Here is a 13,805-nt window from a genome sequence, read left to right on the forward strand (position 1 = left end):
GGCGAATATCGACGCCGCGCTGGCCCGCTGTGATGCCGATAATCCGGTGTTTTATGAGGATGAAGTCGATATAGACCTCAATCCCAAATTAGGAGCCGACTGGATGTTCAGAGCGCAGCAAAAGCGGGTTGTCACACCGGGGCAGAATGCCAAGCATTATCTGGCAGGCGTTCTCCACGCAGGCAACGGAAGGGTACTTTACGTCAGCGGGATCAAGAAAAACTCATCGCTGTTTATTGCCATGCTGGAAAAGCTGCGCCACCACTACCGACGAGCCAAAACCATCACGTTGATCCTCGATAACTACATCATTCACAAAAGCAAACAGACCGAGCGATGGTTGAAGAAGAATCCCAAGTTCTGCCTGGTATTCCAGCCAGTTTACAGTCCTTGGGTTAATCACATCGAACGGCTGTGGCACAAGTTACATGAAACCATCACGCGCAATCATCAATGCAGAGGGATGGCAAACCTGCTGGCCCGAGTGAAACACTTCATGGATACCGTGTCTCCTTTCCCGGGGAATGGCTATGGCACAGCGAAGGTGTAGCACTATTGGGATCAGTTATTTAGTAAGTCGCAAGGATCTGCTCGCGGAACTTGCCGAAAAGCTGGATAAACGGCGATTCGATGGTAGCCGTATTATCGTGAGTTTTGTGCAATGTAATTTGTTTATGAGTAAGCGGGTCCCAGACCAGCCGAGGAATGTCGCTAGGCGTGTTTGTGGCATGGCTGGGCCATGTTCGGTCTGATGAACCAATACCTATGTTGTGATATTCCTGTATGACGACTTGCTGCTCTGGTATCTCTTCAGAAATCCGCTCTGCGAACGCGATCAATTCAGGCACTGCAAATGTATATAGCCATCCTTCCTGGGGGCCAGTATTCGTCATTCGTAGCACTCGTCCGAGAACCTGCCGATAGTGCAGTTCAGTTCGAATCAGCGAAAGATGACAGCAGATCTGAAGACGTGGAATATCTGTGCCTTCACTTATCATCCCGACGCTAATAATCCAGGCCGCATCGCTTGAACGGAACTTTTCGATCTGTGCAGCCGCATCCGGTGTTTTATAGGTCACTAGAACCGCTTGCTGGTTCATCTCTGTTGCCAATATCTGGGTGATCAACGCAGCATGTTCAACCGACGCTGCGACCACCAGGCCTGCTGCATTGGGTACCTCTTCTCGCATTTTCCTGAGTCGTTGATTGGCAGTACTCAGCATGTGGCGAATCGCGACAGGATGCGAAATTAACTCCCCGTAGCGGATATCTTGTTGGTTAAATAGCTCTGCAAGGGATGAGTAGGATTTTGTCTCTGAGGAGAAGTAAACAGAGATCAGATCGTTATCAATCAGGACGATTTTAGGTCGTCGGCAGACCCTATCCTCGATTGCCTCTCTGAGGCCATACCGATAGTCGCATTGAATTCGGTTGTCTGGATCCGCATAACGGGCCAGTACAATCGGGGCTTGGTCTGAACGCCATGGCGTTCCTGTTAAGGCCAACGTATAAGTCGCTTGATCCTGAATATTGAGTAGGATTTCCTCTCCCCAGGCGTTTGCATTATCGGGTTCAGTGCCCGAACAGTGATGGATCTCATCAAAGATGACCATCACGTTGTGAGATGCAAACAGCTGCCAGAAATCCTCTTTGAAGAACAACAAGTTTTGGTAGGTGTAGCTACAGCCGGCAGCACCAATAATCCCATCAAAGCGTCGCTCCAGCACCCTACTCATGGATAAGCGCATCCCCTCAGCCACTGCTACGGAAGGAGAGAAACAAAGAATGAAGTCGATCTTGTCATCCACGAGCAAACGACGGCTTAGTTCCGCAGCCATTGTGGTTTTTCCCGCACCTGGCGTGGCTAAGCACAGAAAATGGCGATAGTTCTCATAGTGTATGAGGGCTTGCTCAACGCAAGTTGCCTGCCATTTGCGTAAATGCATCATCAGGCCCTTTGCGAATGCTGCATTATGACGGTTTGGATCGCCTTTAGTTGCCCTAATAGTTTGGAGCTCTTCTCTCTAGCCTCTCGGTAGTCCGCATCAAACAAGGACTGAATGGAAGGAAACTCCTTAGCAAGCCGTTGATATTCTTCGGTCTCTCCGATAGCGGTTAATAAATCAACTTGGTAATTATGGGCTTTGAGTTGCAGTTCCGATAAGACATGGCTGTTAGTCATGGCATTAGGGGACAACACACCATCCATTGGCTTTTCGTCACATGGCTCTTCTTGCCGGTTTTCGACGAACAGTGTTTCATGAAACTTCGGCGTTTTTCTGTACTTCACCGCGCCACCAGTATTTGGCACTTTCTCAACAAGATCATTGCGTTGCAGTCGCACTACTTGTCGGTAGACCTTCCGGTATGCATCCCTTCTTTCCGCGTCTCCCTCGGGAACACCCATAAATTTGATATAGGAATCCCTAAGCACTTTGACTGTGAAGTGATCAAGACTCTGCACTACGAGAATTTGATAGAACGGAGGCGAAAGAGTCTTTTTCTTTGGGGGCATCGTATAGTCTCGTTGTCGGGGTGAAAGAACATCATAGGCTTTAACGGTTGCGGATTATAATCCGTGGTTATGTTCGCGACAACTCTGGATAGTTCTCGTCTTTATGAGAGACGAGAAATGAAAGACTTAGCGATCAAATTCGGTGAACGCATTCGCCAGAAAAGAATACAAATCGGGATTTCGCAAGATAAGCTGGCTCTGCTGTCAGAGATTGACAGAAGCTATGTCGGTAGGATTGAGCGGGGTGAGGTCAACGTCACCCTGGAGAAGGCGTATCAGCTTGCGGAGGTTCTCAATTGCGACATTCGTGAGTTATTGCCCTAACCATCGATTTACTTCTGGTTATGAGTTTTGCTAGTGGCCAAACAATTGGGCCCAAAAGTCATATCTGGGAAATTGGCCATCAGTAAGTCACTGGAAACAGAGGCCGGTGGGCAGGATAGATCAGTAGTGGAAACACCTTCCTCTCAGGAAAACTCTTAAACTACCTAGCGACCGGTAGATCGTCCCACGAGGTGGTGTAGCGTGGGCCCAAGTGTTCGCGTTTCATCATCCACTCAGAGGCGTCTACACCTTTCGAGGCAAATCCTATATGGCCCAGGCCACTATGGTTGATGGCATCGATCACCGCCATTAGCCGGCGGTCGGGTGAGCCAGGATTGTCGAACAGATCTGCCTGGTAGTGGTCCCGCGGCGTGAACGAACCGAGAATGACGCCGCCTTTTTGATAGCGGAATCCGTCGCGCCAGATATGGGGCAGCAGTTGGGTTACATGATGCAGAAGTTCGCGAGTATCGTCGGTTGGTCGCGGCAGCTTGGCCGAAAGCTGATTGCCATAGTAGGGCTCGCCTTCGCTAAAGGGGCTGGTGCGAAAGAAGATGCTCACATGCTGGCAGCGCATCTTCTCGTGGCGTAGCTTCTCGGCGGCTCGCTCCATAAAGGCCGACAACGCTTGATGCATGCTGGCTTGCTCCATGATCCGTTCGCCGAACGAGCGACTGCTGACGATTTGCTGCTTGGCCGGGGTGTCTATTGTCAGTTCAGAGCAGGGAATGCCGCGCAGTTCCTGGACCACGCGCTCCACTACCACACCATAACGCTGGCGGATCTGTTTGGGAGGCACAGCCATCAGATCTGCCACGGTTGCCACGCCTTCGGCCTGCAGCCGTTTATTCAGGGCGCGTCCAATACCCCACACTTCATCGATTGGGGTGATGGCCATCAGCCGAGCTCGGCGTCCCTCATCGCGAATATCGACAACACCTCCTGTGGCCGGCCACTTTTTGGCGGCGTAGTTGCATATTCCGGTCGAAAATGAACACCTATTCCGGTTTAAAATGAACGCTGATTCCGGCTTGCGTGTACACCGATTCCGGACACCTCAGAGCACGTACTCTGATGTCAGATGAACCGTCCTGTTCCAACGTCCTGGATCCACAACTGCCGCGCTGCGCTTGGCTGCTGGCTTGTTCGGTGAGTCGAAAAGATGCCTCCCCTCAAAGCTCAGCTTCTGCTCGAAGAATCCCTGTCAGCATACTTTCCGGAAATGGTGTTCACAGATTCCGGAATCACTGTTCAACTTCACCAGAATACGCAGCGTAGTTCGCCAGTTTGGCCAGGGTCTTGGTTGGGCCAATGCCCACGCCGACGGTAAGACCCGTGTACCGCTGGATGCTGGCCCGGATCTGGTGCCCAAAATCAACAAAGTTACCGGCCCATAACGAGCCGAGCTCAATAAACGCCTCATCAATCGAGTAGACCTCTATGGCAGGAACCATGCTCTCCAACGTAGTCATCACCCGCTGGGACATATCGGCATTTATGTGGAATGGAAAATCAAGCCAGTCGAGCTCGGTCCGCTAACAACCAAGCATTGTTTGTATGATTATGGCGCTTTCAGTCATTTCAGGGCGCGCCTATAAACAGCGCTTAGTAACTAATGGGCAGAGAGCGGTCAAGTAGGCACTCAATGGGATGTTGTCGAGCTGACATCAAGACCAGCTTGAACGGCGGCTGCCTACAGAAAATGCTCTACCTCTGTGCTATCGATAAAGGATGGTTTCGACATTAAGAAGAACAATTACCCGGTATATCGAAGATCATTTGTCGACATCATCGAACACTGAACGCGTTGTAACCATGGGAGTATGCGGAGGTGCTTCCTCCTTTTTTTGTGTCACGATGTGCGCCCAATCCGCTTCATCTTCGGAACCTTCATCATGCTCGCGCTTGCGTTTTTCAAGCTCTGCGATTGAGCGCTTAACATGCTCGCGTGCATCGTCGATCAAGGCTGTGGCGTCCATATCGACACCGATCGCCTCAATGTGATCAAGTAGGTCGAGAAGTTTCGCAAAGTGACTGTCAGGTTCTTCGTCTAAATCAGCATCGTCTGTAATCTCTTCGATCCGCTCTTCGAGCGACGGCAGCACAGTTGTCCGCAGCGATAAACCCACACCGATAAGCTTTAGCGGCGGTATGACAGCCAACATTTGTGGTTCCTCGAAGAGGGAGACGTCAAGGCCGTTGAGCACGGCAGACTCCAACTTGTCGGCCACATCCAATCGCAAATCGCCAGGCAAGACGTTTAAGTGATGAGCACGTGCGTAGGTGGCGATCTGGGGATCGTTACTGAGGAGATCGGAGCTCCAGCAAGACCTGCGAAGTAGATTTGGAAATTGCTCTAGGGTTTTGATGAACACGGCCGCACTTGAGCGATATGACAGGAAGTGGAACAGCATCCAATTGCGATGCCGTTCGTCGGGTGTACATCCAAGTCGTGCGACCAGCGCATTGTCGAGCGTCGTCGGGATGACCAACGCATCTCGAATGAGCGGCGAGCCCTCACACGTGAAGCTGCTAAGAATTGTGTCGATAGTCGCGCCTCGTATGAGCGCAGCCATCATATGGGGTTTCTGACGCAGAATCTCCGTTAGGGCGTCGGAGATCGTCGGATGGGCGAAGGTCCATTTTAATCCGGAAAGCTTCAGGAACGAGCCCTTCAGTTCAGTGAAGCAATCCTGAAGCTTAGTTAGAGTGTACCCCGTCAGCTCTGCGACAGCCTGTGCAGCCGAAGCGTCATGATCGATAGGATCGAAGCCGGCCTGGTGGACATAAACGAGGAGAAGCGTGGCTTGCAACTGACCATCCAAGGCGTTGATGGTATCGATCAGATGCTCTGTCGGCTCCTCCATGAAGCGGACAAGAGAGCTTTCGCGAGGTGCTAGGCCCTTGGTGAAGTTTGGATCCCCGAGACGTTCGGCGATCCCAGGAAGGAAATCTCGAACAGTGGCGACTGCTGCCAGATGCGGCTTGACACTCGATTTCCAGCTCTGGCTCTGCTCACCGAAATTTACATGGTTATAGAGAATCTGCGCCTTCTCTTCGGACGTTAGCTCGCCGACGTCCACCACAGCACAGCCATCTGCGAACTGGGTAAGGTTACGCTGCCCAAGCCGACGTCGTGCAGCTTCGTAGATATGCTTACGGGAAGTTAGGAGGAAGCGATTGCCATGCTTAATTGCGGCCCGCAGTTTAGAGAAGGCCGAGGCCCAATCCTGTACATAGTCATCACGTAGCACATTTGAACCGAATGCATCGTCGATCCAGAAGAAGCGTCCCGGGTCATTAGGATTCCAACCTGCCTCAAAGTCGCGCGGGCTGGTCAAAGCAAGTACAGTGTTCTCCGGGTTTTCAGATGCTATGGTCGAAACGATGGCACCAATCGCCGATTTTCCACTTGAGGGGTTGCCGAGCAGCAACACTACGCCGTGCTCGGCGATCGCATTCACAGCTGCACGATGGGCCTGAGTAGGTACATAAGTGCGAAGTTTTGGTATCCAGCTGTCGAGCAGCGCCCGGCTCTGTTCGCTCAGTCGCTCATCCACGATCGAGGTAAGGTCCCCTAGGCCGTAGACCTGCGGGACTAATGCGCGCAAGCGAGCGCTGCTCCTGATAACTCGTACTATGTACTGACGACCAAGAATATGCGGCTTTCGCACGCCAAGTGCCCGAAGCCTAGTACGCATTACAGATGCGACGGGAGCATCCACGCTCATGTTAGTCATGAATACATAGGTGTCCGCCTGGCCTGCTTTGACTAGTTCTTCGACATGGGATGTCTCTGCGTTGAGATCTCCAAGCTTCAACGCCTTTGAGGCATCAGAAGTATGTTTGCACTGGACCGTTCCAATCGATGGAAATTTGTTTCCTGCAGGAATGAGGAAAACTGCGTCCTGACCGCCATCTTGGGCTTCGCGGAAGATCTCCACTGGTCTGCCGAGCACGACTTCACATACCTGTGAGCATAGATCCTGAAACGCACGCCAGCCGATGGTATGGAGTGCCAAATCGCTCCAAGGACCGTGCGCTCTCCCCCTCTGCTGCATCAGAGTCTCGATTAACGCGCTCTCGGCCTTCATGCAGTGGTGACGCCGCGTAGGACACCAAGCGGCATTGGGCGGATTTCCAGGTCTGTGACCACGCTCGTTGCGCCGAGCGACCCAAGGTCGATGTCAAGCCGTCTCCCTCCCTCCTTCGCAGTGCTCATCAAGCGTCGGCAGAGGAGATCGGCAAGCGCAGGGTCCTCAACGGCACAGATGATCTGACGCCCATCCAAGCGCAGAGCAGCGAGCACTTCCACCAGGTGAAGGGCCCTAAAATCATCGATGTGTTGAACGGGGTCGTCGAGTAGCAAAGACTTGAGTGGTGTCCACGCCCGTGCGAGATGGACAGAAAGAAGAAAAGCGAGACCGGCTGCACGACGCTGGCCACTGCTGAAGACAAATTGTGGGTTTAGACCGTTTCCGACTTTAAGACTTAAGAAACGACGTACGTCGCCGCGAATGCTGTAATCGATTGTGTGCCAGTCGGCGTGCGGTCTTAGGCGCTGGTACAGCTCGTTGAGAAGCGGGCTAATCTGAGCAAGACGCTCATCGATGATTTCGGCGCTCACACGCTTAACTGAGCGCTCGATCTCGCGAGCTGCGGTAACGGCAGCTTGCGATTGACTGACAGTATGCGCGAGCTTCTCTACTTCAGCTCGCAGTACCGAGATGTTGCTTTCGATTAACGACATTTGCGATACAGCTTGCGAGGCTTCCAGCACTATCAACGCACGCTCAAGGTCGATCAGCCGGTCGCGCTCTGAAGAAATAGCTTGCTCTAGCCCATCAGGATCGTTGATGAGGCGGAAGTCGAGAGACCAATCCGAGTAGAATGAGACATGTGACTCTTCCTGACTGCGCAGCCGGCGCAGCTTTTCTGCATGAGTATCAAGCATAGCTTCGGCAGCTTGGAGCGTAAGGCTGGATAGCCGTGCATTCTCTTTCGCAATGGTGAGAGCATCGTGAGCAGCCTGAACGCCCGACGCCAGTGATTTGATCCGGCGCCGTGCCGCGGCCACACCGGAGGAAAACTCGTCCGGCGTCCGATAGGCTTCGCATAACGGGCAATGCTCTTCGTGCAACCCGAGGCGCTCACCGTGCTCGACCAGAAGGCTCAGCGATGCTGCAATTGCGTCTATCTCTTCTTCGCGCTCGAGGCGTTGTTCGGCTTCCGCGACCGCCTGCTGCGCAGCCTGATGCTCTCTTTGTGCTGCTTCGTGCACTCTTGAAGCGGTCTCCCGATCCGCAATAGCCTCCGGAGTTGTGTAGGCCGCCTGCGCCGACGCAACCTCATGACCGAGTTGAAGCGCTTCGCCCATTCGACCTAATCGGGTTCGCTTGCTCGCAAGTGCATTTCGACCTGCTGTCAGCCGTGCTGTCAGTTCAGGCGGCGCATCTGGTGCGGCTATGGAGATTACCTGGAGAGCAGAGGCCATATCGCCTGAACGGCTAAGGGCTGTTTGCGTCTCAGACAGTTGCGTCAGTCTGTCTGCCAACCGCGAACAGGCAGCTGCATAGGCAGCCTCGTCTTTAGAGTGCGTTGCTTCGGTAGCTGCCACAACCTCCTTGGCTCTACTACTTGCCTCAGAGCCTTCTAAAGCACCGAGCGCCGAACGGACAAGATCGAATCTCTCCGTTTCGGTGAGGTCTAGGCTGAGTGCTGCGATCCATTCGTCGCGGATGATTGAGGTTCGGGTGAGCTGCCTAAGTGCATTATCTGGCACAGGACCGCAGCAAAGCGCGGCCTGGATTTCATCCGCTGAACGATCAGCACCTGACTCGCGTGTACGAGTGATTGTGAACGGCTTGCCATCGTCGTCGACGAACGAGACCGTAACATAGTGGGCCTTCGGGACGCCTTCGCCACGCCACCATATATAATCGCTGATGCTTTCCTTCGCCGCCTTCTCAACAGCATATTTGTCGATGGAACCGGTGATCGCAAACTCGATTGCATCACATAACGTGCTTTTACCAACACCGTTCCGGCCCGTAATGACGGTGAAGCCCTGTCCGAAGTTAATACGGACGAGATCCCTGAATCCACGAAAGCCGCATACTTCGATGAAGTCGAGCCTCATAATGTCGTTCCCAAGATACGAGCAACCTCTGTTGGCGTTGTCTCGTTATTAATGAACGAGGTAATGGCCTCAGGAGAAATGTCTTTCAGCCTGGTACGCAGTCTCGTTTCGAAGTTAGACACGCCAAGCAGCGGCTTGGCGCGTAAGGACAGCAGCGGTAGCAGCGCTTTCTCAACATCATCCGTTGTGATGATCGAAGCCCTGGCAATTTTCCGAGTCAAAGAGAAATCCTCTTCGATTCGTTCGATCTCACGCGCTCGGCTCACATCTTGATCCGGGGTCAGAAAGATTGAATAGACATTCCACGCTTTTGTTCCTGCGGCGCGCAACGACGCGGCATGGCGAGCGAGAGCCACTTGTTGACTCGCACGCCAAGTGCAGAGAAGAGTATCTGCGGTATCAAAGACTTGAACGAACCCCATCAGCGCCGCGTTTTCGAAACAGGTCACCGGGCCGGCCGAGCCAGTCCACGACCAAGTTTCGTATTGGGCGTCGCGAAGGAGGATTTCGGTTTGCGTGAAGATATCCATTAGATTCCCAACTCTGCTCTTGCCCCAGGGAGGTCATACCATTCGCCCGCTGGGTCAGGACGAATCACGTCGCCGGGGCGTCCGTTGCGTACGATGTTGCCCGGCACGCCTAAGTTGGTCGCGCCCACAGCCACAACGATGTCAGGCTGCATCGCGGCAGGTGGCTCGATAAACCTCCCGCGTAGAGTCCCGAGGACGGTTTGCGCTCCATTGATAACGCGGATGCTACGGCCGTTAAGCTCATAGCCATCAGGGCGTTGCAAGGCCCCAGCCTGACGTAGCAGTAAGTGGAAGAAGCCGAGAGCTTCTGTATTTGCCGGGCGCAAGAGCTTGGCTGGTTCCGCCGCCGAGACGCCTTCTGCATCTCTCCTCAGACCATACAAAGCCTCGCTATCGAAATTTTCAACGTTTAGCCAAGCTGTGTCGCACTGAATTCCTGTGGTTTGCTCGAAGGCGGTTCGACCTGCATCCAGTACCTGTCGAAGGTAATTCGATGAGAATGCACGACGCAGTTCGTCGAGCGCTACAGCTCCAGACTCTTGGACATGTTCGAAAGCCACGTTTGGTGCGTTGGCGATCTCCCAGAGCTGAGGGGCCTTCTGCTCGAGCACGTTTGTTGGTGACAGGTCGATAACTGTCACGGATAGCGGCTGAACGTGGCTCAATGCTTCACCTATCACGGTATTGAGATATTCCCAGTCTGACCAGAAGCCCACGACGAGTAGATCCTTCTGCCGAAGGTTGGCGGCCATCCATACTTTGCTTAGCGCAATACGGGCCGAGATGGTTGGATCATTGAGCTGCGAAGGCGCCCATACCGTAGCTGGCCGATCGCGGAAAGAACAGCCATGGAATTTAAGCAAGGGAGCCTGGCGAACGAAGTCAGCGCTGGCTTCGTCTCCGTCGAGCGAGCCACGGAAGTCAGAGCCGTAGTCCCAGGCGCAACGTTCGATGAGGGTGTCGTAATTGCTCGATATGCCAGCAACTGCAGCGCGAGTGATGAGAAAATCCGCTATCGCGGCATGCCCGGTGTTCGGCTGCCGCATAAATGCGTTCCAAGGGACGAGGTGCTCGATGAAGACAGATTGAAGGGTATCGAGTCCCGCGAAGTGTTCGGCGAGCGCCTCTAGATTGTCCCGAAGCGCGGGATCACAGTTTGGATCAGATTCAAGACGATACTTTTCAAAGCACCGCTCGGCGACCGTCAAGGCCGATGGCAGGCTACTAGGCGGCGCCATCGACAGCCCTGCACCACAGACAACTAGAAGGCGGCCAGCGTTCATGGAGGCTAGCAGTCGAGTTATTATTTCAGGACTCATAGGCAGCCGCGCAAAAAAGATCTCGCCGACTCGATTCAGTTACAATTTTGTCAATCCAGCTTATCGTATTAGTGGCATTCACTGCTGTCCCTCACTACTGCCTTCCGCTTCTCGCTATGAAAAAACCGATCAAATAATTGGGCCCCTTTCCGCCCTCCAGTTAGATTTCATATGAGCCTGTACTATATCGAGGCGTTCGATGATAGCAAAGCACCAAATGAACAACAAACGCCCCTTAGGAAAGTGCGAACAAGTATCCCACGAACAAAAAATGAAAATTTTAGTCATTTAATATCAATGGGTTACCAGTAAATGCTCTCGTGCCATATGACTTATTCGCACCTTCCCTAAGTTTCGACCCGTTGCATATTCCGGCCGATCATGAACACCAATTCCGATTCAACGTGAACACCATTTCCGGACCAATGTGAACGCTCATTCCGGTTCAACCTGAACACTTCGCCCCTCCTTTCCGGAAACAGTGTTCAACATCCCGGAATCACTGTTCACATTCACCGGAATCATCCTTAACGCATTGATTTAAAAACCTTTGATACGCTCTCCCTTTTGCCAGGGAAGAGCCTATGTCTGCCAAGAGGATTGCAATGCGTAAAATTCGTGAAGTGCTGCGACTGCGGCTGGAAGCTGACCTCTCTGTTCGCCAAATCAGTATCTGTACCAAGGTCAGTGTCGGCTCCATCCAGAAACTCCTCAAAAGTGCCCAGGCGCTCGGCCTTACCTGGCCCTTACCTACCGAGCTTGATGATGGCCGACTGGCTGCCCTGTTCTATCCGCAGGCCGATACCACCATCTCGGCCCGCCATGTTGTGCCGGATTGGCCCTCTGTCCATCAGGAGCTCAAGCGCAAGGGGGTCTCCAAACAGCTGCTCTGGGAGGAGTACACCCAGCGCTATCCCAATAGCTGTTACAGCTACTCCCAGTTCTGTGACCGTTACAAGTCCTGGTGTCAGTTGCAAAAGCGCTCCATGCGCCAGATCCACAAGGCGGGGGAAAAGCTCTTTATCGACTACTGCGGGCCCACGGTGCCCATCGTGTCGCCGACTACGGGTGAGGTCCGTCAGGCACAAGTCTTTGTCGCCGTGCTCGGTGCGTCCAACTACACCTTTGCCGAGGCCACCTGGTCCCAGTCACTGCCGGACTGGCTGCAAAGCCATGTCCGTGCCTTTGAGTTTTTCGGCGGGACACCGGTACTGCTGATCCCCGACAACCTCAAGAGCGGTGTCAGCAAGGCTTGCCGATACGATCCCGAGCTCAACCCCAGCTACCAGCAGTTGGCCGAGCACTATCAGGTGGCGGTGATGCCAGCTCGCCCTTACAAGCCTAAGGACAAAGCCAAGGCCGAGGTGGGTGTGCAGATCGTCGAGCGCTGGATCCTGGCTCGTCTACGCCATCAGACCTTCTTCTCGCTTGCCGAGCTAAACCAGTGCATCCGGGCTTTGTTGAATGAGCTCAACGAGCGCCCGTTCAAGCAGCTGCCCGGTAACCGACGCGAGGCGTTTGAGCAGTTGGACCGCCCGGCACTGGGGTCACTACCGGTGCATCCCTATCGCTATGTCGCCATCAAAACGGTCAAGGTCAACATCGACTATCACGTCAGTTATGAGCAGCACCATTACTCGGTGCCGCACCAGTATGTGGGTCAGCAACTGGAGCTCCATGCGGGCGATACCCTGCTTCAGGTCTATCACCAGCAACAGCTGGTCGCGAGCCATCCGCGTAAAACCATCCCGGGGATGAGCACACTCCCTGAGCACATGCCGGAACGTCACAGCAAGCAGCAACGCTGGACGCCAGGGCGTCTTAAGCAGTGGGCTGCCGACATCGGACCGGGCACCTTGTGCTGGGTTAGCGAACGGCTGGCAGAGAAAGCCCATGCCGAGCAGGCATACCGACTCTGCCTGGGACTGCTGAGTCTTAGCCGGGAGTATCCGCCATCACGAGTCGAAGGCTGTTGCCAGCTGGCCAACCGGGAAGGACTGGTGCGGCTCAAGCAGCTCAAGTCGGTGCTGACCAGTGGCCGCGACCAACTGCCCGCAAGTCCGCTCAGTTATCCAGAACTGCCGCAAGAGCACGAGAACATCCGCGGCCCCCAGAGCTTCCACTAACGAGGAAAAAACCCATGACCCAACAAACGCTGACCCGCTTGAGACACCTGAAACTGACTGGCATGGCGGATGCCGTGCAACAACAACTGGAACAGGCAAGTACCTACGAAGGGCTGCCCTTCATCGAGCGGCTAAGCCTGCTGGTCGAACACGAACAACTGAGCCGGGAGCAGCGTAAACAAGCTCGGCTGGTCAAGCAGGCGAGGCTCAAACTCCAGGCCACGGTGCAAGAGGTGGACTACCAGTCTGCACGCAACCTGGAGCGGTCACAGGTGGCAAACCTGGCCCAAGGAGAGTGGCTGCGCCGGGGCCAGAACCTGCTCATTACCGGCCCCTGTGGCTGCGGAAAAACCTACCTAGCCTGTGCGCTGGGCTACCAAGCCTGTCAGCAGGGGCACAGCACTCGTTACTACCGGCTGCCGCGTCTGCTACTTGAGCTGAGCCAGGCCAAGGTAGATGGCAGTTACGCCAGACTGCTGGGTCAACTGGCAAGGATAGAGCTGCTGATCCTGGATGACTGGGGACTGGAAGCGGTGAATGCCGAGCAGCGCAACGCCCTGCTGGAGATCATGGATGATCGGTACGGGAAATACTCGACGGTCGTGGTCAGTCAGCTGCCAACGGAAGAGTGGTACGCGAGCTTGGGGGACAACACTCTGGCAGATGCGATCCTGGACCGGCTGATGCACAACGCTCACCGGCTGTCACTGAAGGGAGAATCGATGAGAAAGAGGAGAAGTGAGTTGACCCAATCTGAACACTCGAGTTAGAAACGGGGTGACGTGAGCGCGTTAAGGATCAGGGTGTTCACGTTGGCCGGAATGGCTGTTCAACTTCGCCGGAATACGCACC

General features: G+C 54.1%; 10 protein-coding genes and 2 pseudogenes. 4 read left to right on the top strand and 8 right to left on the bottom strand.

Annotated elements, in window-relative coordinates:
• Positions 1-550: pseudogene (locus AB5Y67_RS13215) on the top strand (IS630-like element ISAhy2 family transposase); the annotation flags it as partial.
• Positions 551-569: 19 nt separating this feature from the next.
• Here AB5Y67_RS13215 and AB5Y67_RS13220 read toward each other — a convergent pair.
• The gene (locus AB5Y67_RS13220) at positions 570-1,949 is read right to left on the bottom strand and encodes a DEAD/DEAH box helicase (RefSeq protein ID WP_050560570.1); all 1,380 of its coding nucleotides are present in this window, start codon (positions 1,947-1,949) and stop codon (positions 570-572) included.
• Positions 1,949-2,515: a hypothetical protein gene (locus AB5Y67_RS13225; protein WP_010635904.1), complete on the bottom strand. Its 567-nt coding sequence runs from the start codon at positions 2,513-2,515 to the stop codon at positions 1,949-1,951. Before AB5Y67_RS13225 ends, AB5Y67_RS13220 begins: the two co-directional genes overlap by 1 nt.
• A gap of 117 nt (positions 2,516-2,632) precedes the next feature.
• On the opposite strand from AB5Y67_RS13225, the gene AB5Y67_RS13230 reads away from it, so the two are divergent.
• A complete protein-coding gene (locus AB5Y67_RS13230) occupies positions 2,633-2,839 on the top strand; it encodes a helix-turn-helix domain-containing protein (RefSeq protein WP_010635903.1) in 207 nt (68 codons plus the stop codon).
• 160 nt (positions 2,840-2,999) lie between these two features.
• Here AB5Y67_RS13230 and AB5Y67_RS13235 read toward each other — a convergent pair whose 3' ends face one another.
• From AB5Y67_RS13235 to AB5Y67_RS13260, 6 genes and pseudogenes are all read right to left on the bottom strand, one after another.
• Positions 3,000-3,737 carry a DUF4113 domain-containing protein gene (locus tag AB5Y67_RS13235; protein WP_010635902.1) on the bottom strand — a complete coding sequence of 246 codons (738 nt, stop codon included), beginning with the start codon at positions 3,735-3,737 and terminating at the stop codon, positions 3,000-3,002.
• Positions 3,738-4,107: 370 nt separating this feature from the next.
• Positions 4,108-4,329: pseudogene (locus tag AB5Y67_RS13240) on the bottom strand (protein UmuC); the annotation flags it as partial.
• Positions 4,330-4,614: 285 nt separating this feature from the next.
• On the bottom strand, positions 4,615-6,861 hold the full coding sequence (locus AB5Y67_RS13245) for a hypothetical protein (RefSeq protein ID WP_202803856.1): 2,247 nt from the start codon (positions 6,859-6,861) through the stop codon (positions 4,615-4,617).
• Between the two features lie 68 nt (positions 6,862-6,929).
• Positions 6,930-8,978: an AAA family ATPase gene (locus tag AB5Y67_RS13250; RefSeq protein ID WP_010635900.1), complete on the bottom strand. Its 2,049-nt coding sequence runs from the start codon at positions 8,976-8,978 to the stop codon at positions 6,930-6,932.
• Complete coding sequence (locus tag AB5Y67_RS13255; protein WP_010635899.1) at positions 8,975-9,508, bottom strand: hypothetical protein; 534 nt, start codon at positions 9,506-9,508, stop codon at positions 8,975-8,977. The genes AB5Y67_RS13250 and AB5Y67_RS13255 overlap by 4 nt, the downstream gene beginning before the upstream one ends.
• The gene (locus AB5Y67_RS13260; RefSeq protein WP_202803855.1) at positions 9,508-10,791 is read right to left on the bottom strand and encodes a hypothetical protein; all 1,284 of its coding nucleotides are present in this window, start codon (positions 10,789-10,791) and stop codon (positions 9,508-9,510) included. The genes AB5Y67_RS13255 and AB5Y67_RS13260 overlap by 1 nt, the downstream gene beginning before the upstream one ends.
• 620 nt (positions 10,792-11,411) lie before the next feature.
• Between AB5Y67_RS13260 and istA the strand changes: the two genes are divergently transcribed.
• The gene (gene istA / locus AB5Y67_RS13265) at positions 11,412-12,953 is read left to right on the top strand and encodes an IS21-like element ISAs29 family transposase (RefSeq protein ID WP_111809685.1); all 1,542 of its coding nucleotides are present in this window, start codon (positions 11,412-11,414) and stop codon (positions 12,951-12,953) included.
• Positions 12,954-12,967: 14 nt separating this feature from the next.
• On the top strand, positions 12,968-13,723 hold the full coding sequence (gene istB / locus AB5Y67_RS13270; RefSeq protein WP_000194037.1) for an IS21-like element ISAs29 family helper ATPase IstB: 756 nt from the start codon (positions 12,968-12,970) through the stop codon (positions 13,721-13,723).
• Positions 13,724-13,805: the final 82 nt, after the last annotated feature.

This window comes from Aeromonas sp. s12 (genome assembly GCF_040907925.1).
In the GTDB taxonomy this organism is placed as follows: Bacteria; Pseudomonadota; Gammaproteobacteria; order Enterobacterales; family Aeromonadaceae; genus Aeromonas; species Aeromonas veronii.